Origin of the sequence: Psychroflexus aurantiacus, from assembly GCF_010820555.1 — a bacterium.
Classification (GTDB): domain Bacteria; phylum Bacteroidota; class Bacteroidia; order Flavobacteriales; family Flavobacteriaceae; genus Psychroflexus; species Psychroflexus aurantiacus.
The window spans coordinates 101189-121688 of the sequence record NZ_JAAIKD010000007.1; the positions used below are offsets into that span (position 1 = coordinate 101189).

Genomic DNA, 20500 nt, shown 5'->3' on the forward strand with positions numbered 1-20500 from the left:
TATAATACCTTCCTTCGTTTTATCAAGTAAAAATAAATTAAATTTGAAACATTTTTAATTTGTTCAAAAGCGGGAATTTATGAAGGTTGTTTTATTAGGATATATGGGGGTAGGAAAGTCAACTTTAGGTCGGCTTTTAGCTAAAGCTTTTCAGTTGAAATTTATCGATCTCGATACTTACATCGAAAGCAAAGAACAACTTTCAATTTCAGAGCTGTTCCGGAAAAAAGGTGAAATCTACTTTCGAAAAGCAGAATCTCTGGCCTTGCAGGAAATCATTACAAAAGAAGACAACTTTGTGCTATCCCTTGGCGGGGGCACCCCCGTTTATGGGCGAAACATGCATAACATCATGGAATCCCCGGGAGTAGTATCGGTCTATCTAAAACTCAATATACAAACTTTAGTAGACAGGCTTTTTCTTCAGAGAGAATTTAGACCACTTATTTCACACTATGAAGATAAAAATGAATTTGAGGAATTTGTGAGAAAGCATCTCTTTGAACGGCAGCAGTTTTATTATATGGCCGATCATGTTCTGGACCTTACCGGTAAGGATGCCTCTGAAAGTTTAGACGAATTGATTCAGGTCATGAATCAAAACACTTAAATCAGCTCTGCTTTAGCAGGACTTTCAAAATTCACATCAACTCTCTCATTGAGTGAAGTCGATAATGAAATTCCTTTATAGTCCGCTTTGATGGGGTAATTTTTATGATTCCTGTCTACCAGGACGGCGGTTTTAAACTGCTTCAAGGGAACCTCCAGAAAATGCTTTGCGGCAAACATAAGGGTGGATCCCGTGTTTAAAACATCGTCTACCAAAATTAAACTTTTGTTTTTATAAGCAGAGGAGTCAACAGAAACTTCAATCGATTGTAATGGGTTTTTCTTGTCCAGTTTAACCCTGGCCAGAACTATACTCGTATCAGACAATTTCTTTATCTCTTCAGAAATCAATTCTGCAAGCTTAGCTCCATTGTCTTCAATTCCAGCGATTACGATGTTGTCGTCGTCCAGGCAAGTTTCCAGAATTTGCAAAGCAATCCGCTTGGTTTTAATTTTGATATCTTCTTCAGATAAAATTAAGGTAGGTTCTGTTTTCATTTTATTCTTCTATGTCGTCTTTCGTATTGTCTTTGAGATCGTCCAGCTCTCTTCTGTCTTTTTTGGTAGGTCTGCCCGCTCCTTTTTTTCTGTAGTACTCCTGAGAATACTTAAGCAAGTCAAGTTTTTCTAGGTTTTCCTTCGGCGTGATGTCAAGGCAATAGATGTTCGCTAATTTGGCACCAACCCTGGATTTTGGCAGATCTAAGACTTCGATTTGATAATGGATTTGATTTTTTCTAATTTCAATCTTATCGGTTGGATACACATTCCTCGAAGGCTTTACCGATTCTCCTTTTATTTTGACATGACCTTTCTTGCAGGCATTGCTGGCAATGCTTCTGGTTTTAAAGTATCTCACGGCCCACAAGTATTTGTCTACTCTCATCAAAATCGAATTTATTCTTCAACAAAAATAGAAGAAAATCGTATCTTGCGGCAAAAATTACAGTTAAATGAAAATACAAAATCTAGTTTTAATTTTTATTCTTTTACTTATCGTTTCATGTAGTTCTGATGATGATGGGGGTGATGAGCAAGTTGTTACAAGAGACCTTGAGGAAGTTAAAGCTGAAAACCTGGAACAAATTGAAACTTTCCTGAAAACCCATTACTACGAACTGGTAGATAATCCACAAAATCCAAATTTTCAAAGTATTGTTTATAAGGAAATTGGCGAAGATGATACAGATAAACAACCGGTGATGGACTCTGAGTTTTTGAAGTCTAAAACGGTTACACAGCGTGACGTGGATTACACGCTTTATTATTTACAAATAAGAGAAGGAGCAGAATCTGTTAGAAAACCAACCTTTGCAGACTCGGTTTTAGTGACTTACAATGGATTCTCACTTACCGAACAGGAAGTATTTGACAACTCTCCCAACCCGATTTGGTTCGATTTGAGAAACAATATAGTCGGATTTTACGAAGTTATGGATGAGTTTAGAGGATCGACCGGCGTTATGGAAGATCCTGACGGTACGGTTTCGTTTGATGATAATTTTGGAACAGGCTCAGTATTTATACCTTCTGGGATTGCTTATTTTTCTGTTCCTCCTCCAGGCTCTGGAATAGCCGCTTACGAGCCTATTGTATTTAATTTTCAATTGTATAAATCTGTAGAAAACGATCACGACAGAGACGGAGTTCCATCCTGGATGGAAGATGTGAACGGCAATAGACGCCTCAATGATGATGATACCGATGAAGATAGAATCCCCAATTTTGCAGATCAGGATGATGATGGCGATGGTGTTCCTACACGAGAAGAGGTCAATTTAGACGAAGATGGTAATCTCATTTTACCCCTGCCTGATTCCAACAGCAATGGCACTCCGGATTATTTGGATCCGACCTTTCCGGCATAGAACCTGATATATATACTTTAGTTAAAATTAAAAAGCCCTTAAATTTAATTTAAGGGCTTTTTGATTTAGATGTATTGGTGATTAGATACTTCTTTCCGTATCAAAATTTTCCAGATATTCTTTCATTCTTTGAATGAATTGTCCGCCAAGCGCACCGTTCACAACACGATGATCATAACTGTGAGACAGGAACATTTTGTGGCGGATACCAATGAAATCCCCTGCCGGAGTTTCAATAACCGCAGGAACTTTTCTGATAGCACCCAGAGCCAGTATTCCAACCTGAGGCTGGTTAATGATTGGGGTTCCCATCACACTTCCAAACGTACCAACATTGGTGACTGTGTAAGTTCCGCCTTGGGTTTCATCTGGCTTCAGTTTTCCATCTCTGGCTCTTCCGGCCAGGTCATTTACTTTTTTAGCCATACCCAGCAGATTGAGTTGATCTGCGTCTTTTATCACAGGAACAATCAAATTACCATCAGGTAAGGCCGCGGCCATTCCGAGATTGATGTGTTTTTTCATCACAATCCTGTCGCCATCCACAGAAATATTGATTTTTGGAAAATCCTTGATAGTTTTAGCAACCGCCTCCATGAAAATAGGGGTGAAGGTCAATTTTTCACCTTCTCGTTTCTGAAATTCATTTTTATGTTTATTTCTCCAGTTCCAGATATCTGTCACATCCACTTCAATGAAAGACTGAACGTGTGCAGAGGTTTGAGTACTGGCAATCATATGGCTGGAAATCAATTTTCCCATTCTGCTCATTTCAATGACTTCATCTTCGGCATTGATGTTTACCGGGGTACTCACTTTTGGAGCAGGCGCTGCTTTCGCCTGAGGAGCTGGTCTTTTTTCTTCTGAAGCGGTTGGCGTTGTAGTTTTCTGCGGACTGGTTTTTCCTTCTTTTTTATCCTGCACATAAGCCAGGATATCATCTTTGGTCACTCTTTCATCAAGACCAGTGCCTTTGATAGCCTCTAGTTCTTCTAAAGAGACGTTTTCCTGACGGGCAATATTTTTGACAAGCGGGGAATAAAATCGTGTAGAATCCGAATAATTGGAAGCGCTTTCGGCTGTTGTTTTTGCCTGATTCACGCTTTCTTCCACCACCGAAGCAGCTTCTTCAGCCTCAGCTGTTACATCGGTTTCTGCTTCGTGTGAAGCCTCGTCATCCTCTCCGTCTCCATCTACTTCAATAATAGCGACGACCTCACCAACTTTTACGACATCGTCCACCTCAAACAGCTTTTCAACCAAAACCCCATCGTATTCACTAGGAACTTCAGAATCTACTTTATCTGTTGCAATTTCCAGAACCGCTTCATCTGCTTCTATGGTATCTCCAACTTCTTTTAACCAACTGGTAATGGTTGCTTCCGCAACACTCTCTCCCATCTTGGGTAATTTTAATTCTTTTTTTGCCATATGTTTAACCTAAAAGGTGTTTTTCAATTTAAGATTGCAAATTTACTAAAATTTAGCCAGTTATATTCCTAAGTTATTATCTTCTTAACTCAGGTCAGTAACCTCTCCTTTCTTATGTTTACTTTCACTTCCGATCATAAAATTAAAAATTCCCGGTTTAATTCTGAAAATAGTGTTCCTCGATTTTAAATTTATAATCGTTTTTATGCATTCCTTGTAGGAAATAAAGTTGGCATCCAGTACAATTAACGAATTCTTTTGTTCTGAAGGGATTGTCGTCATTATATTGACAGCAGTGCCAAATTTAGTTTTTAAAGCCTGTTTCAAGTCTTGATTTTCTGAAATTAAACTGATGTTTTCGACCAGTCGCGTCTGGATTTTTATTGAATTGATTTTGAGTTTTTCAAAAGCCATAATGGGTTTAAGACTAAGTTTTACAAGCTTGAAAGAGGTTTTATAAGTCCTGAAGTGTTTCCTGTAAAAAATAGACATCGCTTCAAAAAAGTTTTTGAGATATACCTCATCTTTGGTGGTGCTTTCTCCCTTAAAGTGCAAAACCTGAGTTTCTCCACAATAATAATTTTGAAACCCGGCTTTCCTGATCCTGTAACTCAGGTCAATATCTTCACCGTACATGAAATAATCTTCATCCAGACCTCCTGTGCTTCGGTATAACTCAGTCTTCATGAACATAAAGGCTCCCACCAGAATATCTGTCGGTCCATTAGCATCTTTTTTTAAATCGAAATTGTAATAGGCTGAAGAATTCCCAAGTAGTTTTTTAAGCGCAACCCGGGGGGTAGGGATATTGCGTTTACTTTCGTTCAAAAACTCGCCACTTCCATCCACAAGCTGTACGCCTATAGCTCCTGGATTTTTAAGGTCTTGATGATAGGCCAGTACTCTGGTAAAACAATCTTCTGGAACTACCACATCGGGATTGAGAAGGCATACATATTCTCCTTTGGCTTTTTTAACTCCGCTGTTATTCCCTTTTGAAAATCCTGAGTTTTTGGTGTTCTTAATGAGGATGACCTTTGGGAAATGCTGTTGAACCAGGTCACAGCTTTCATCTTCAGAGTTATTATCAACTACGATGATTTCGGCCTCTATGTGTTCGGTAGCCCGAGTCACACTATCCAGACATAACAGCAGATGGTAAGGAACTTTGTAGTTTAAGATTACAACTGAAAGTTTCAAGAGACCTAGTTTTTTAACGAGTTTTCAAAAGGCACGCGCTGAATGATACTTCTTCCTAACGTAATTTCATCGGCATATTCCAGTTCATCACCTATAGAGATGCCTCTGGCGATGGTAGAGGTTTTCAAACTTTTTTCGGAAGCCTGAATTTGTTTATAAATATAAAAATTGGTCGTGTCTCCTTCCATGGTACTGCTTAGCGCAAAGATAATCTCACTCACATCACCAGCCTTTATTTTGGTGACCAGGCTTACTATATTAAGCTGCTGAGGCCCCACGCCGTCCATCGGACTTATTTTACCCCCCAAAACGTGGTAAATCCCCTTGTACTGTTCTGTGTTTTCAATAGCCATCACATCCCGGATATCTTCAACCACACAGATGATGCTATGGTCTCTGGACAGATCTTTACAGATACCGCAGAGGTCTTGATCCGAAATGTTATGACAGCTTTTACACTGCTTGACCTTGGTTTTGAGATCTACCAGGGCAGTAGCCAGATCTGTGGTCTGAGATTGCGGCTGCTTCAATAAATGCAGCGCCAGTCTTAGCGCTGTGCGTTTGCCTATTCCAGGCAATAAAGCAATTTCTTCTATTGCTTTTTCAAGATGCTTTGATGAAAATTCCATACCGGGCTAAAATACAATTTTGAGTTTTGTTTTTATTCAAATCTTAAGGAAACATTTGTATTTTCGTCAGCCAAACTTAGACTATGCAAGCTTATCAAATTCTACTCCTGGTCCTGGCTTATTTTGCGGTTCTGATTCTGATTTCCTTTTTGACCAGTAAGGGTGGAAGTAATTCCGAGTTTTTTCAGGCCAATAAGCAGTCTCCCTGGTATCTGGTAGCCTTTGGGATGATTGGTGCCTCGCTGAGTGGCGTGACCTTTATTTCCATTCCGGGAACTGTGGCCTTTAGCAGTTTTAGTTACTTCCAGGTGGTTCTTGGCTATACCATTGGTTATGCCGTGATCAGCCTGGTGCTGTTACCCTTATATTATAGATTGAATCTGACCTCTATTTACACGTATTTGGATACCCGATTTGGAAACCGTGCCTACAAAACAGGGGCGTCTTATTTTATTCTCTCTCGTATTGTTGGAGCCAGTTTCAGGCTGTTCCTCGTGGCGAACGTGCTCCAGCTTATCGTCTTTGACGCGCTGGGCATACCCTATTATGTTACGGTAAGTCTTACCATTTTACTGATTTGGCTCTACACCTTCCAAAGTGGAATTAAAACGATTGTCTGGACCGATACGCTTCAGACGCTGTTTATGCTCATCGCTTTAGGCATATCCATCTACTTCATTTCAGACGCGCTTCAGGTTGAAAGCCTGTGGAGCTATCTTGGAACCCATGATAATTTTCAAATTTTCTTCTTCGAAGATTACAAAAGTTCAGACTTCTTCTTTAAGCAGTTTATTTCGGGAATGTTTATCGCTATCGTCATGACAGGTCTCGATCAGGATATGATGCAAAAAAATCTAACCTGCAGAAACCTGGAAGATGCCCAAAAGAATATTTTCTGGTTTACTCTGGTGCTTACAGTTGTCAATTTTTTGTTTTTACTCTTAGGTCTTTTATTAACCGATTATGCAGACTTGATCGGTATTACAGAAACCAGAGATGATTTGTTTCCTGCAGTGGCTGCCTCAGGTGTTTTGGGAGTAGCCGTAGCGGTAACCTTTATTCTGGGGCTTATTGCCGCCGCCTATTCCAGTGCAGACTCTGCGCTTACCTCGCTTACCACGTCTATAAGCATCGATATTTTAAATATTCAGGAAAGGTATTCTGAGGCTTCTCAGACCAAAGTCAGAAAATACATTCACATCCTTATTTCTTTGGTGCTTATTGGTGTGATGATGATGTTTAAATATGTCATTGAAGACAAGAGTGTCATCAACAAATTATTTGAATTTGCAGGGTATACCTACGGACCACTTTTAGGGCTTTATGCCTTTGGCCTGTTTACCAAATGTAGAGTAAAAGATTACTGGATACCAGTGGTGGCCGTACTTTCACCGGTCCTGTCCTATATCATAAGCAGCTTAAGCTTGGCTTATCTGAACTTTGAATTTGGCTTTTTTATTCTGATTTTGAATGGATTCCTTACCTTTTTAGGACTCATATTGATCCGTGGCCAAAAGCACCAGAGTGCAGGCGTTTAAAGTCTCGATTCCGGAGTCTTCAAGCCGATGCTGCAGGTCTGGATTTTCTGTTCCTGGATTGAAAATGACTCTCCTGGGTTTTAATTCCATTAAAAAGGCGGTGTAATGCTTCTGATGCACTGGGTTGATGTAAAGCGTCACGGTGTCTACGTCTAGGGTAGATAAAACTTCAGTTTGAATTTCCACACCTTCTACCTCTCCTTTATGTTTTCCCAAAGCAATAACCTCGTGACCTTTTTGAAGTAAAGCCCGGATAGCTTTATGGGCATATCGAGATGGATTTTCTGAAGCGCCTATGACTAAAGTTGTGTTTTTCATAGTTAAAATTTTATAGGTTTCTGCAAGGGACCGTCGGGACAATCCGTGTGTTAAACTCTGTTAATAATCGTAACAAAAAACTGTTTTCACCGTTTATATACTAAACAGTATTACTTGGATTAGCCTCTTATAAATGCTTTTGAAAAAAGGTAGTCAGCCAGATTACCTTTTTTAGTTTACTATGATCCGATCCCCTTTCTTAAGTTTGAGCTCATCCACAAGACCTGCATTCACTTCAAGTACATAACGCGAGGGAACATTCGAAGAGATTAAGTCTTCAGAAAATGGAGTGGTGTTCAAATTGAAATCCACAATGCTCATGTTTGTATTCAAATAAATCAAATCTAAAGGAATGTGCGTATTCTTCATGTAGAACGAAGGTCTTGCAGCTTCCTTATCATATATAAAAAGCATGCCTTGATTTGCTTGCATTTGTGTTCTGTGCATCAAACCGGTTTCTTTTTCGTAATCTGTTTCAGCCAGCTCAATCTCAAAGATACGAGCAATAGTATCCTTATCCTGAATAAATCTTAAAAGCGTATCTTTTTTAAATTCGAAATCCAGGGAAAGGTCTTTGTTTTGATTCTGCCTGGATTGACAGGATAAAATCAAAAACACAAAGGCTAAGACTGAAAAGGATTTAAGCTGTTTCACTGGCTTTTTTATTCGAAAAATAAATGATTCCAAGTCCAATGACAATCATAGGTAAGCTCAGCAACTGTCCGGTGTTGAACAACCAATCGGCTCGCTCAGCTACCTGAGGTTCCTTAACATATTCCACAAAGAAACGAATGGTCCAAAGCAGGGTAAAAAAGATCCCGAAAAGCACCCCTTTTTTCTCTTTCAGCTTGGTTTTCCAAAACAGCAGGGATAAAATTCCGAAGAGGATTAAATAGCAGACCGACTCGTATAGCTGCGCAGGGTGTCTTGGGAAGCTTTCTCCCAATTGAACAAACACCACCCCGAAGTCGGAATCGGTGGCCTTACCGACGATTTCAGAATTCAAAAAATTTCCAATACGGACAAAGACAGCTCCAAGTGCAACGGGAATGCTAATGCGATCCAAAATCCAGAATATAGATTTCTTCGTTACATTTTTGCTGTAAAAATACATACCAATGGCAATACCGATAGCGGCACCGTGACTGGCAAGTCCCCGAAACCCTGTAAATTCAATCTCCGGTACAAAACTGACAGGCAGAAAAACAGACAGCGGATCTTCGAGAAATAATTCGGGTTGATAAAAAATCACATGCCCGAGTCTCGCCCCTATTAAGGTGGAAAGAATGGTATAGATGAGAAGTTTGTCGAGTTTTTCTAAAGAAACACCTTCAGAGACGAAGATTTGTTTTGTAATGTAAAATCCGGCTCCAAAAGCTATGAGAAACATCAGGCTATAATATCTCAACGTAAAAATACCTAAATCGATTCCCAGTGAGGGGTCCCATTGAATGGCTTGCAACATGCTTAAATTATTTAGTTGCTAATATACAGATTATTGAAACTTTCAATTCGTTTCTGAATGTTTTTTAGGCGGGGGAACTGGATCATATCCGGATTTTCCCCAGGGGTGACATTTTGAAATTCGAATCCCGCTTAAGTAAAAGCCCTGAAAGACGCCGTGCGTTTTGAAGGCTTCTAAAGCATAGTGTGAACAGGTGGGCTGAAACCTGCAGTTGGAGCCTAGAAAAGGAGACAGAATCCATTGATAGATCTTGATGAGCATCACAAACGGAAAAATCAAGACCTGACGCCACATGGCTTACGCGTTTATCTGAAACGTGGTTCCTTCCTTAGTGTCCTTAAGCTCTACCTTCATCTCTAAGAGTTTGTCTCTTATTTTATCACTGGTGTCAAAGTCCTTGTTAAGGCGGGCATGATTCCTCATGTCAATTAAAAACTGAATCAGTTCTTCAAAATCGTCAGAGGTATCCTTCGCATTTGAATTTTTTTCAGCATCTTCAAGACCCAGGACCTCAAAAATAAAGTCTTTCAGGGTCGTACGCAGCAGATCCAGACTGTTTTGATCCAAAATGAGCTTGCCAGCTTTGGCCAGATTGATTTGCTTTACCGCTTCAAACAAATGCGCGATGAGGACAGGGCTGTTGAAATCGTCATTCATGGCTTCGTAACACTTGTCTCTCCAGGCAGAAACCTCAAAATCTGAAGTTTTGGAAGCCTTTAGGGTCTGTAGTGTAGTCAGGCTTTCCATCAGCTTGTAAAATCCTTTTTCTGCAGCTGCCAAGGCTTCATCCGAAAAATCAAGTATACTTCTGTAGTTGGCCTGGAGCATAAAAAATCTGACCACAGGTGCGGTATAGGATTTCGATAAATTTTCATTTTCACCTGTAAACAATTCATTGGGCAGGATGTTATTGCCGGTGCTTTTAGCCATTTTTTTGCCGTTGAGCGTCAGCATATTGGCATGCATCCAGTAATTTACAGGGTCTTTGCCGCTCGAAGCATGGCCCTGAGCGATTTCGCATTCGTGATGTGGAAATTTCAGGTCCATTCCACCCCCGTGAATATCGAACTGATCCCCAAGATATTTGGAACTCATCACCGTGCATTCCAGGTGCCAGCCCGGGAAACCCACACCCCAGGGCGAAGGCCAGCGCATGATGTGCTGTGGTTCAGCCTTTTTCCAAAGGGCAAAATCCTGGGGATTTTTCTTGTCAGACTGTCCGGTCAGAGCTCTGGTATTGGAAATAAGATCTTCTATTTTTCTACCGCTAAGTTTTCCGTAATGCTGGGATTCATGGTATTTCATCACATCGAAGTAAACATTTCCATCGACTTCATAAGCCAGACCTTTATCCAGAATGGTTTTGATGGTTTCAATCTGTTCAATGATATGGCCTGTAGCCGTAGGCTCAATACTAGGAGGGAGGTTGTTGAATTTTTCCAGAATCTGATGAAAATCCACGCTGTATTTTTGGACCACTTCCATCGGTTCGATTTCCATCAGTTTAGCTTTTTTAGCTATTCTGTCTTCGCCTTCTTCACCGTCGTTTTCCAGATGTCCGGCATCGGTAATGTTCCTGACATACCTGACTTTGTAACCCAAATGCTTTAAGTAACGAAATACCAAATCAAAAGAAATAAAAGTTCTGCAATTCCCTAAATGCACCTTGCTGTAAACCGTAGGTCCGCACACGTACATGCCAACATAACCTTCGGTTAGCGGCTGAAAGCTTTCTTTTTCTCCGGAGAGGGAATTGTAAATCTTTAAATTCTGGTGCTCGTATAAAGGCATTGGTTAAAATTTAGTGTCCATATTGACATAGTTGAGAAGTTCTTTTCTCACATTTTCGTCTTTAAATTTACCTCCAAATTCACTGGTGACCGTGCTGCTTTCGATGTCATTGATCCCACGGCTGTTGACGCAAAGGTGTTTGGCATCGATGATGCAGGCGACATCCTGAGTATCGAGAGCAAGTTGCAGCTCTTTTACAATCTGCATGGTTAATCTTTCCTGGACTTGTGGTCGGCTTGCATAGTAATTGACAATCCGATTCATTTTGGAAAGACCTACCACTCTTCCACTGGAAATATAGGCGACATGCGCCCTTCCTACGATGGGCAACAGGTGGTGTTCGCAGGTAGAATATAATGTAATATTCTTTTCTACAAGCATCTCGCCATATTTGTAATTGTTTTCAAACGTAGAAGCCTTTGGTTTTTTCTTGGGATCGAGGCCTCCAAAAATTTCGTTCACGTACATTTTTGCCACCCGTTTTGGGGTGCCCATCAAGCTGTCGTCTGTCATATCCATGCCCAGTGTATGCATGATTTCATGGACGTGCCCTTTTATTTTTTCAATCTTCTCCTCTTCTGTCAAATCAAAAGCATCATCTCTTACGGGGTTTTCGTAAGACGTAGCAATATGATTATCACCGATATCATCTATCAGCTTGTTTTGTTTTTGTTCGCACATTTCTTAAAAATTAGTGGCTGCAAAGATAACTTTTTTGCGCTTTTGGTAACTGCAAGTTGGTTCTTTATCAGGTTTTCAGAAATAAATTAACTAAGCTTTTTGTATTTATTCTGAATTTGAATCCGTTTTAATAGTGAATAAGCGAGTTTACCTTGGCTTTGGGTAAGTGCTTTCGTCCCTCCAGAAAATCCAGTTCGATGATAAAGTTAACCTGAACGATTTCACCTCCCAGTTTTTCCAGAAGCTGACAGGCCGCTGCTGCCGTGCCTCCTGTCGCCAGCAAGTCGTCATGAAGCAGGAGGCGTTCTCCTTTCTGAATAGCATCTTTATGAATTTCGATGGTATCGCTGCCATACTCCAGGTCATAAGCCTGAGACAAGGTTTTAGCGGGTAGTTTTTTGGGTTTTCGAATCGGAACGAATCCAATCCCCAGGGTTTGAGCCAAAAGCATTCCAAATAAAAACCCCCGGGATTCTATGCCCACTACTTTGTCTATGTGTTGTCCTTTAAGTCCCTTGACTAATTCTGAAACTGCAAATTCGCAGGCTTTGTGGTTTATAAGTAGGGGAGTGATGTCCTTGTAAGAGATTCCTGGCTTGGGAAAATCGGGGATTGTTCTGATATAATCTGTAAGTTGCATGATAAAACTGATTTTATGTTTGGTAAAAGTATAAAAAGAAATATATTTGCACTCCCAAAAAGGCCTCGTGGCGCAACTGAATAGCGCATCTGATTACGGCTCAGAAGGTTGCAGGTTTGAATCCTGCCGAGGTCACAGAATTACTACTTAAACCCCTGTAAAACAGGGGTTTTTTATTTAGAGGCGTGCCTTGAGGCGTGCCCGATTTGAATATTTGCTCTTAGAACCAAATAAAATCAACGACAATAAAATTCCTTCAAACCTCCTTTAAATACATCGAAAGGCAGTAGTCAGCAATATCAAAATCCCTTTCTTTTTCTTCTTTTGTCGATTTTAAATGAAGCAAATCCGAAATTTCATAAAAATTTGAAGTAGGCAGATTGTGAATTTTTGACCTCCATAATTCATATTTTCCCGCATCTGGAAACAGGATAATGTCTCTGTTTTTTATCTCAGAAAGCATTTTGTAGGTCAAATTTTGGCAACTACCAATAGCTAGCCATAAGAAATCAGGCATAAACGTAGACATTAAACAGGCTGTTTTCTCGCTTTCAACTATTGCAATTTTTTTGGATTTGTGATATCTCAATAGATGTAGTCCAAAGGGGACTTGTTTTAAGTTGAAATTATCTTTATTGTTAATTGAGTGATACCAATTTTGCATTTTAGGTAACCTTTTACCCGTCTTTTGATCATATTTCATGATCTTACCTGTTCTCACTCTTAGGTTTTGATCTACTTGCCAAAAGATGGTGCTACCTTTTAAGTATCCTTTATTGTAGGTTCCCAGATTATATAATTCTATCCACTTATTTACTTCATTACGGCCAAGTAGCTTACTAAAGAAGTTTAGAAATTTGTTGTCGTAAAAATTGGTCTTATACTTTGTGATTAGGTCTGTATGGTAATGACTAATCTTATCTTCTTGATTTTTGACTTGCTTTAAATCAATATCAGGCTGTTTAGGTTCTTGTCTTTTACCTTGTGTGGTTTGTCTGATATTATCTCTAAAATACTCTCTTGGAGGGTAGTGGTAACCACATTTATTTGTGTTGTTACATATTCCAACATTTTCAGCAATATGACGCTGGGTATGTAAATCTACATATCTTGTAAATTCATTTTTTCCTTTACATCCTGGACATCTGTATCTTGTATTATTACCCTTATAAGGCTCTAATGTATATCTGTGATTATTCATTTTAAAAAGTTTTGTTTATAACTACATTATCTACACGGTCGACCTAAATAATGTAGAATATGTAGTTTATATTAAACTTTTATTTTTTTGGATATAGAAAGACATACCAGCTGATTGCCGTTTGTTTTCATATCCAAGTCCTTTCAATCTTTTTGATAATGTGATCTTAGAACATACCTTATAGCCATTGGATAGACAGTAATTTTTAAAATTTAAAAATATATCCATAAGGCTCATGAGGTCAACTGACTTTTCATATTGACATTCCTGTAAAAACATCTTTACCGAGTCACTATCCAATTCAAATTCTTCAGAAGCTTTTTGAGATTTTTCACTGTTAGTAAATTCTTTATTCTCATAAAGTCTTAGCATCCCATTAATAATCCAGTTCAAAACACCTGACAATTCATTATTGATTATCTTTTGAGCCAATCTTTTATCCTGATCTTTCTTTGCAATTGTCTTTTCAAACGGGATGATTAGAAAGCGCCTGAAATAGCCGTGAGTATGTTCGTTTTGTTTGGGTAAATCATTACAGTTGAACATTAATTTGGCATAATTTCTTATCTCATATACGTCTTTATAGAGTAATCGAGAGTCCACTGGCTCCCTAGATACAAGCTTTTTGAAAATATCAAAAGAGCCTATTTCTCCTGCTTCACTTGAAAAATTCAGAAGCTTGTCCTTAATTTTAGCTCTTGTATTAGGGTTTGTAGTTAAATCGTGAAGTGGATAACTTGAGAAGTTATTAGACCCTAACAAGGCTTGTATGACTTCAAAAATGACACTTTTTCCATTGGATCCTCCTCCATACAAGAACAAGGCCTTCTCAAATTTTATATCGTTTGAATTGATAAAAATACTCCCCAAGTATTCACTGATGATTTTTTGTAGTGTTTGATCAGGCAGAACTTCATCCAAAAATGCCTGGAAAATTGGCGAGCCCGCTTCAGGATCATAATCAAAGTCCAATTGGTATGTTAAAAAATCTTCTTTATCGAAAGCTCTTAATTTTACATCTTTATTATCTATCTCTAAAGTCCCATTTCTTAAGTTGATTAAGTTTTTCTTCGTTTCTGTACTTGAAACTGAAATAGTTCTAGTCTTAAATTGTTTTAAAAGGTCTTCGGAGAATTTAAAGTATTGAGATTTCGTTTTTTTAATACCAGTTTTTTTGGCACACTTAGTCAAAAAAATCATCAATTCATCATTGCTTAGCGCAGACCAGTAACACCTGTTGAATACATAGAGCTTATCCTGAAAATTCCTAAAATCAAATTTCAAATCTTTTGATTTTTTGAGTATCGCATTTACAACTATAACCTTATACTCATATTGTTTTATCTCTTTCTCCTTCATAACACCCGCCTCAGTCACAAAACTTACTGGATCAAGATTATCTAGAATTTTATCAAGGATTTGAAAATTTGTTTTCGATTGTCCAATAAATTTCTCTTCCTCTGAAACTAAACTGTCTAAGTTTAATTCAGGGTTATCGGGTAGCTTATTCTGCTTGTTCAATTTTTCCATAGCATTATTTATAAAAAGATTGAACATCCGCTAACTTGTATCTCACCACTCCACCCTGCTTGTGTGCCTTTAATTTTCCTGATACATTCCAGTTGTGAAGCGTCTGCTTAGTGACACCGAGCCTTTCAGAGGCTTCATCTCTTGTTAACCAAACGGTTTGAGGCTTTGGCTTTATTTTTTGAACTAAGTTGGCGAGCTCTTGTTTGATCTCTTGAAGTAGCTCATACTTCAACTCTTCGATGGTTGCATCAATGATGCGTTTTGGTTCTGACATAATTAATTTGTTTAAAATTATCTGATGCCAAAACTAGGGGTCACATGAGGCTAAATAAAGTAGCGTTTCGATGCGAAACGATCTCTACACGTATTTGTATTTGATATTCAGGTTTTTACGATCGCTAAATTTTTTTAAGCCTTTTACTATTTTTTTAGCACGGTCAGTTATATTTATTGACTCGTCTTTAAAATCATAGTCTTTGCCAATGAACATTCCCGTAACTTTCGTAAATGTTACCGGGGCGTGGTCATTACCTTTTATAATAACATGACCTAAGTATTTGGAATGTTCCAATATGTATCTTAATCTATTCAAATTAGCCTGCGTGAAGAACTTTTTATCTCTGTCTTTTAAAAAATCATAAATCAATTCAGGTATTACCTTTTGATCATTAAAAATTTTCGAAAAATCAGATCCAGGCTTAAACAATTCCAGGTTTTCTTTCATATCTTTTTGACGGTGATCAACGGTTTTAGTTTTATCCAATAAAAAATTTAAGTAATATAAGTTAACACGGTTTTGAATAAACTGAGTAAAGCGTGAGTCCGCATCTGGAAAGGCATCATAAATGTTGAAGGGTTTATCTAAATCTAAAATTGTATCCTTATTTTCATCATAATAATCATCAACAAGGTATCTGAATTTTTTAAGCCTAAAACTATCGCATAATGAAGTAAAAAAATCAATAAAATTGAGGCCTTCTAGTAAAGCATCATCTGAATTAAAATGGAAATCTTTATATTGAGAAAGTTCATAAGACACTAAAAACCTTTCATTTTCATCTTCTAATTTGCGCTTTAAATCAAACAGAAAACTTTTGTCTCCATGTTCTTGAAAATCGAGAAATAATTTTTTTGTTTCTGAAATTGAATTATCAAATATGAATTTTGTATTGGAGAAGGTAAATAGAAATCTTAATACAGATTTTGCCAGAATTTTGGTGGATTGTAGTTCAGAGCTTAAGAGTTTTTTCAAATATGGAGTTAGGCATATACCTTTATCAAGCTCAATCAAATGATTAAAACATTTGGACAATTGCTCATCGACCTCTTTTCTATATTTCAAAGTATTCTTCATAGTAACATTTTATGCATAAGGGTTGATCTGATTGATGTAATTCTTGTTTCATATTCTCAAAATCTGCTGGCCGACCACAGATTTCACATGTCCATGAGTACTTTGTCTTTTTGGCAGAAACTGAAACGACCTTAACCTCTGGATATATACTATCTAAAAGTTCATAATCATTTTTGAAGAAAAACTTCCATTTGTCAAGATGTCTAGTTGTATATTCATAATCTGACCTTGTAATACTTAGTCTACTTTTGGTTAGACTATAATAGTATTTAAAACTCCCGTATATTTTAATTTTGAAATCGAACCCATCAATTATTTGTTCCCAATTCACATCATTTATCCGTTTGCCTCTGTCTACCATTAATGGTGGAATAGGTAAGGTGTTATATTCTTTAAAAAAGGAAATGATATATTTAAGCAAAGACTCTTTTTGAATACCTGAATAGACAGCAACATCTTTTATTAAACTCTCGTAAAATTTTAAGTTTTCAATTTTTTCCAAATTGACTTTCAGAAGATTTTCGTACTTATCGGAGACAAGTTCAAGTATTACAGGGTGAATATCTTTAAACCTTTCCACAGGTAAAGCTAACAGGTTTAAATAAGCATTATAATAAACTATTTGATCTATAATTTCTTGAAAAGAATAAGACCTTAACCAATCATATAAAACCTTTGGTATTTCGTAAATAAAAACCCTATAATAATCTACTTCTAACTTTGAGGTATGAATAAAGCGCCAAAGTCTTCTTAGTTCATCAAATTCACTTCTTGTAGCAATAAAAAATGTAATATTATGATTTACGACTTGTAATCTCTTAATGTTATCTAGGTAATCAATCACCTCTTGTCTACTCGGTTGATCTTCCAGTACGTTCTCTACATGCTTATTTATAAGTAGTAATTCATTCATAGTTGAATTGCATTTTAAGCCGCCATGCCTTCTATAAAAGTATTAATGAAATCATTGATTTTATTAGCCGTATTTTTTGTCGGAAGGCGCTAGAACTTTTTTGACAATACGTCTTTTAGCATTTTATTATCTAAGCTAACATCTGCATACATTTGTTTCAGCTTAGTGTTCTCCTTTTCAAGTTCTTTTAAACGCTTGAGTTCTTGCTTTTCCATGCCTCCATACTTCTTACGCCAAAAGTAAAACGTACTCTTGTCTATTCCTAATTCTCTGGATAAATCACCTACGGATCTTCCTTGTTCATTTGCTTTGAGAGCTTTGATGATTTGACTCTCGCTAAATTTGCTTGTTCTCATAGTAACAGTTTGAATTTAAAGTTAGTAAATTCGAATTATTAACTGTCCTATTTTTGGAAATAGCCAAGAACTACCTATAAACCGTAATAAAAGCGGGATAAGACGCCCTAATACGTTCAAAATACTCGGGCATGGTTTTGTGCCAGCATATAAGAAAGGAGCAAAAGGGCAATACCAGATTGTAGTAGATAAAAAGTCATGGCAAAGCTTAAAGCGAAAGCTCAGGCAGATAACCAAGAAAACCAAACCAATGCGTTTAGCAGAACGTCTAGCAGAACTCAAACTTATATACAGAGGATGGCTCAACAATTTCCGTTTAGGAAACCTAGAGGGCAAACTCAAAAAGTTAGATGAGTGGCTACGAAATCGGTTACGGTATTGTATTTGGGCTGACTGGAAGAAGCCGGAGCGAAAACGCAAGAACCTCATAAGGTTAGGAATCGAGCAAGGTCAAGCCTATGCTTGGAGTCGAACAAGAATGGGCGGTTGGGCAGTAGCTCAAAGTCCAATCTTGAAAACGACAATAACTGTAAAACGCTTGCAACACAGAGGTTATGAGCAAATGCTATACTACTACCACAAAGTGAAGTTCTGATAATACGAACCGCCCAGTACGAGAACCGTATGCTGGGTGGTGTGAGAGGCGCACTCCGTCAGTTACTGGCGGAGCCGTCTACTCGATTGGGGACAGTTTTTATTGTTCCAGGTTCTTAATTCTATCAATATATTTTTCTTCTTCCAAGTACTTTAAAGCTTTATTACAATCAGAAGATTGTTCTATTGCATATTGTCCGTGTTTTTTATCTTCAAGCATTATTTTGCTATCACATAAACTTGCTGTATACTCAATTGTTACACTCTTTAGAATTGTGTCAGTTATAAAGTATTCAACTGCAGTAGTATCAACTTCTCTCTCCCAATTATATCTTTTCGCTACACTTTCAGCACCGTATTCTAAAACAAAGACATTATTCTCAAAATTGAAATTACCCTTTCTAACTGACTCGTCAGATCCACATTTATCTATGTAATAAAACGTTGAATCTTGATTAAAAATCAATTCACCTGAACAACAGTCACATTCAAAATAAAATGCACATTCACCTGTGTAATAATTTTCACTTCCTATTTTAAAAACTTTATTTTGAAGATCATTAAAATTCATTCCAACTTTGTCATCAACTTCATCCTCAACTTTTCCAAAAATTGATTCAGCTTCTAACACAATTGGTTTTGTTATTTTTTGGGTTATCATTTTTGATTCCTGTTTTTGAACACAAGATGAAATCAAAAGTCCAGTTATTATTAAAATTACGTATTTCATTTTTTTAAAATTGTCCCCAACGTTTCTCGCATATGTTTTTGTGGCGGCAAAACAAGCGCAAGTTTTTCAGTTAAACTTTTTCTTTTATAAACATACCTAAATTTTCGATTCGGTAATATCCCTAGCCATAAAATATAGCATCCATGAAAAAGCACTAAGTCCAGTATCTTTAAAGTTCACCAAAACATATAAAGAATGAAAACTGAACTTAGTGCCGAGTTAAAGTTATACATTGGAATTGACATCCACAAGCGAAGCTGGAAAGTGCATTGTGCTACAGATTTATTTTCAGGTAAGTCTTTTAGCATGAAACCCTATCCTGAGGAATTGCATAAGTATGTCACTAAACACTTTTCAGGCTATGAAGTCACCACAGCTTATGAAGCTGGGTGTTGTGGATACAAAGCTCACAGAAGTTTTGAAAGTTATGGCTGGACTTCATTGGTAGTTAACCCAGCAGATATTCACCGTAAGGGCAAGGAACGCTTTACTAAGACCGATAAGATAGATGCTCAACTTATCAGCCGAGAGCTTAAAGATGGACGCTTGAAGAGTATTCCAATCCCTTGTAAAGAACGTGAGGAACTGCGCAGTCTCTTTAGAAGGCGGAATGATCTGGTCAAGGACTATCGACGCATTAAGAGCCTTATCAAAATGCAGCTACTTTACTATGGTGTTCATATCCCTGAGGAGCATGATAATGACCACTGGAGCCATAAGTTTAGACAGTGGATAGATGAGTTGGAATTTGATTATTCTACGGGCAAAGGAAGTCTGGAGAGCAAGATGCGAAGCTTTCGATTTATTGATAAAGAATTAAGAGAAGTCTCCAATCAGCTCAGAGCCTATTGCAGAAAACACTACAAAAGGGATTATTATCTCTTGAGAAGTATTCCAGGAATTGGCGGTATAGTTGCCTGCGGCATATTATCAGAGTTAGGAGACCTTCGGCGATTCAGTAGTTTAAAACACCTGGCAGGTTATGTAGGCATTGCACCAGGGATTCATCAAAGTGGCTCCAATTATAAAACTATGGGCATGAATCCAAGAGCGCACAGACTGATACGATCTTATTTTGTGGAAGCCTCCTGGCAAGCCATAAGAACAGACCCTGTGATGCAGAATTATTATCGCAAGCATTTAGGCAAGGATACCAAGAAGATAGTCATCAAGGTAGCCAGGAAACTACTGAGTAGAACTTTAGCCGTTATAAAAACAGAAATACCTTACGAGATAGGAGTGATACAATAAAAGATGAAAATTAAAGAATAGAGATAAAATTATAAACCAATAACAAAGCTCATAGAAAACCTTAAAGTCCATATCACAAAACACCGCAGGTGACTAGCTATTTAGATTACAGCTGGATCACATTTTCATAGCAAGTGGATGGACTTTTTTAACTTACACTCATAGAGATGCTGGTGGCGGTAGATATCTATTGACCACACATAGGATGCTGAGCAAGTTATTATTTTTACATTTTATAAGCTATGAAGCAAGCTTCAAACCTTATAAAACGTGATATAAAAATTAGAAGTAAATGAGATAGTGCTTAAAAGAAAAATATCATAAATTTGAACTAAGATCAGGACGATTGCTTTGCATAGGAGCCTGTGTTGCCAAGCGTTTTTTTTTGCGTTCGAGATCCA

24 protein-coding genes and 1 tRNA gene are annotated in these 20500 nt (G+C 37.7%); 6 read left to right on the forward strand and 19 right to left on the reverse strand.

Going from position 1 to position 20500, the window contains the following annotated elements; all coding sequences use genetic code 11:
- Window positions 1–79 precede the first annotated feature (79 nt).
- Window positions 80–610 carry a shikimate kinase gene (locus tag G3567_RS12365; RefSeq protein ID WP_164005627.1) on the forward strand — a complete coding sequence of 177 codons (531 nt, stop codon included), beginning with the start codon at window positions 80–82 and terminating at the stop codon, window positions 608–610.
- Here G3567_RS12365 and G3567_RS12370 read toward each other — a convergent pair.
- Both G3567_RS12370 and G3567_RS12375 read right to left on the reverse strand, forming a co-directional pair.
- Window positions 607–1107, reverse strand: a complete 501-nt coding sequence (locus tag G3567_RS12370; protein WP_164005628.1) for a phosphoribosyltransferase family protein — start codon at window positions 1105–1107, stop codon at window positions 607–609. The two genes, G3567_RS12365 and G3567_RS12370, sit on opposite strands and share 4 nt — an antisense overlap.
- A 1-nt stretch (window position 1108) precedes the next feature.
- Window positions 1109–1495, reverse strand: coding sequence for an RNA-binding S4 domain-containing protein (locus G3567_RS12375; protein WP_164005629.1), 387 nt, complete (start codon window positions 1493–1495; stop codon window positions 1109–1111).
- 67 nt (window positions 1496–1562) lie between these two features.
- Here G3567_RS12375 and G3567_RS12380 point away from each other — a divergent pair, with 67 nt between their 5' ends.
- Window positions 1563–2477, forward strand: a complete 915-nt coding sequence (locus tag G3567_RS12380; protein WP_164005630.1) for an FKBP-type peptidyl-prolyl cis-trans isomerase — start codon at window positions 1563–1565, stop codon at window positions 2475–2477.
- An 81-nt stretch (window positions 2478–2558) separates the two neighbouring features.
- On the opposite strand, the gene G3567_RS12385 is transcribed toward G3567_RS12380, so the two are convergent.
- From G3567_RS12385 to recR, 3 genes are all read right to left on the reverse strand, one after another.
- A complete protein-coding gene (locus tag G3567_RS12385; protein ID WP_164005631.1) occupies window positions 2559–3908 on the reverse strand; it encodes a dihydrolipoamide acetyltransferase family protein in 1350 nt (449 codons plus the stop codon).
- 84 nt (window positions 3909–3992) lie between these two features.
- Window positions 3993–5108, reverse strand: coding sequence for a glycosyltransferase family 2 protein (locus tag G3567_RS12390; protein WP_164005632.1), 1116 nt, complete (start codon window positions 5106–5108; stop codon window positions 3993–3995).
- Window positions 5109–5113: 5 nt separating this feature from the next.
- The gene (recR, locus tag G3567_RS12395; protein ID WP_164005633.1) at window positions 5114–5737 is read right to left on the reverse strand and encodes a recombination mediator RecR; all 624 of its coding nucleotides are present in this window, start codon (window positions 5735–5737) and stop codon (window positions 5114–5116) included.
- 83 nt (window positions 5738–5820) lie between these two features.
- Between recR and G3567_RS12400 the strand changes: the two genes are divergently transcribed.
- Window positions 5821–7275 carry a sodium:solute symporter gene (locus tag G3567_RS12400; RefSeq protein ID WP_164005634.1) on the forward strand — a complete coding sequence of 485 codons (1455 nt, stop codon included), beginning with the start codon at window positions 5821–5823 and terminating at the stop codon, window positions 7273–7275.
- On the opposite strand, the gene G3567_RS12405 is transcribed toward G3567_RS12400, so the two are convergent.
- The 7 genes from G3567_RS12405 to G3567_RS12435 form a co-directional block, all read right to left on the reverse strand.
- Window positions 7225–7593, reverse strand: a complete 369-nt coding sequence (locus tag G3567_RS12405) for a CoA-binding protein (protein ID WP_164005635.1) — start codon at window positions 7591–7593, stop codon at window positions 7225–7227. The genes G3567_RS12400 and G3567_RS12405 overlap by 51 nt on opposite strands.
- 171 nt (window positions 7594–7764) lie before the next feature.
- Window positions 7765–8247, reverse strand: coding sequence for a DUF192 domain-containing protein (locus G3567_RS12410; RefSeq protein ID WP_164005636.1), 483 nt, complete (start codon window positions 8245–8247; stop codon window positions 7765–7767).
- Window positions 8234–9058, reverse strand: a complete 825-nt coding sequence (gene lgt / locus G3567_RS12415) for a prolipoprotein diacylglyceryl transferase (RefSeq protein WP_164005637.1) — start codon at window positions 9056–9058, stop codon at window positions 8234–8236. Before lgt ends, G3567_RS12410 begins: the two co-directional genes overlap by 14 nt.
- Before the next feature lie 42 nt (window positions 9059–9100).
- Complete coding sequence (gene yidD, locus G3567_RS12420; RefSeq protein ID WP_164005638.1) at window positions 9101–9352, reverse strand: membrane protein insertion efficiency factor YidD; 252 nt, start codon at window positions 9350–9352, stop codon at window positions 9101–9103.
- Between the two features lie 3 nt (window positions 9353–9355).
- Window positions 9356–10849, reverse strand: a complete 1494-nt coding sequence (gene cysS, locus G3567_RS12425; RefSeq protein ID WP_164005639.1) for a cysteine--tRNA ligase — start codon at window positions 10847–10849, stop codon at window positions 9356–9358.
- A 3-nt stretch (window positions 10850–10852) separates the two neighbouring features.
- A complete protein-coding gene (folE, locus tag G3567_RS12430; protein ID WP_164005640.1) occupies window positions 10853–11530 on the reverse strand; it encodes a GTP cyclohydrolase I FolE in 678 nt (225 codons plus the stop codon).
- A gap of 127 nt (window positions 11531–11657) precedes the next feature.
- Complete coding sequence (locus tag G3567_RS12435) at window positions 11658–12170, reverse strand: adenine phosphoribosyltransferase (RefSeq protein ID WP_164005641.1); 513 nt, start codon at window positions 12168–12170, stop codon at window positions 11658–11660.
- A gap of 61 nt (window positions 12171–12231) precedes the next feature.
- Here G3567_RS12435 and G3567_RS12440 point away from each other — a divergent pair.
- Window positions 12232–12305, forward strand: a tRNA-Arg gene (locus G3567_RS12440).
- Window positions 12306–12426: 121 nt separating this feature from the next.
- Here G3567_RS12440 and G3567_RS12445 read toward each other — a convergent pair.
- The 6 genes from G3567_RS12445 to G3567_RS12470 form a co-directional block, all read right to left on the reverse strand.
- Window positions 12427–13371: a DUF6371 domain-containing protein gene (locus tag G3567_RS12445; RefSeq protein WP_164005642.1), complete on the reverse strand. Its 945-nt coding sequence runs from the start codon at window positions 13369–13371 to the stop codon at window positions 12427–12429.
- Between the two features lie 66 nt (window positions 13372–13437).
- A complete protein-coding gene (locus tag G3567_RS12450) occupies window positions 13438–14901 on the reverse strand; it encodes a DNA primase family protein (RefSeq protein WP_164005643.1) in 1464 nt (487 codons plus the stop codon).
- Window positions 14902–14905: 4 nt separating this feature from the next.
- Complete coding sequence (locus tag G3567_RS12455) at window positions 14906–15175, reverse strand: helix-turn-helix domain-containing protein (protein WP_164005644.1); 270 nt, start codon at window positions 15173–15175, stop codon at window positions 14906–14908.
- 84 nt (window positions 15176–15259) lie between these two features.
- Window positions 15260–16255 carry a hypothetical protein gene (locus G3567_RS12460; protein WP_164005645.1) on the reverse strand — a complete coding sequence of 332 codons (996 nt, stop codon included), beginning with the start codon at window positions 16253–16255 and terminating at the stop codon, window positions 15260–15262.
- The gene (locus tag G3567_RS12465; RefSeq protein WP_164005646.1) at window positions 16233–17168 is read right to left on the reverse strand and encodes a hypothetical protein; all 936 of its coding nucleotides are present in this window, start codon (window positions 17166–17168) and stop codon (window positions 16233–16235) included. Before G3567_RS12465 ends, G3567_RS12460 begins: the two co-directional genes overlap by 23 nt.
- Before the next feature lie 89 nt (window positions 17169–17257).
- Window positions 17258–17524 carry a transposase gene (locus G3567_RS12470; RefSeq protein ID WP_164005647.1) on the reverse strand — a complete coding sequence of 89 codons (267 nt, stop codon included), beginning with the start codon at window positions 17522–17524 and terminating at the stop codon, window positions 17258–17260.
- A 250-nt stretch (window positions 17525–17774) separates the two neighbouring features.
- Here G3567_RS12470 and G3567_RS12475 point away from each other — a divergent pair, with 250 nt between their 5' ends.
- Window positions 17775–18119, forward strand: coding sequence for a group II intron maturase-specific domain-containing protein (locus tag G3567_RS12475; protein ID WP_394351409.1), 345 nt, complete (start codon window positions 17775–17777; stop codon window positions 18117–18119).
- Between the two features lie 99 nt (window positions 18120–18218).
- Here G3567_RS12475 and G3567_RS12480 read toward each other — a convergent pair whose 3' ends face one another.
- Window positions 18219–18848: a hypothetical protein gene (locus G3567_RS12480; protein WP_164005648.1), complete on the reverse strand. Its 630-nt coding sequence runs from the start codon at window positions 18846–18848 to the stop codon at window positions 18219–18221.
- Between the two features lie 195 nt (window positions 18849–19043).
- Here G3567_RS12480 and G3567_RS12485 point away from each other — a divergent pair, with 195 nt between their 5' ends.
- Window positions 19044–20099, forward strand: coding sequence for an IS110 family RNA-guided transposase (locus G3567_RS12485; RefSeq protein WP_164005649.1), 1056 nt, complete (start codon window positions 19044–19046; stop codon window positions 20097–20099).
- Window positions 20100–20500: the final 401 nt, after the last annotated feature.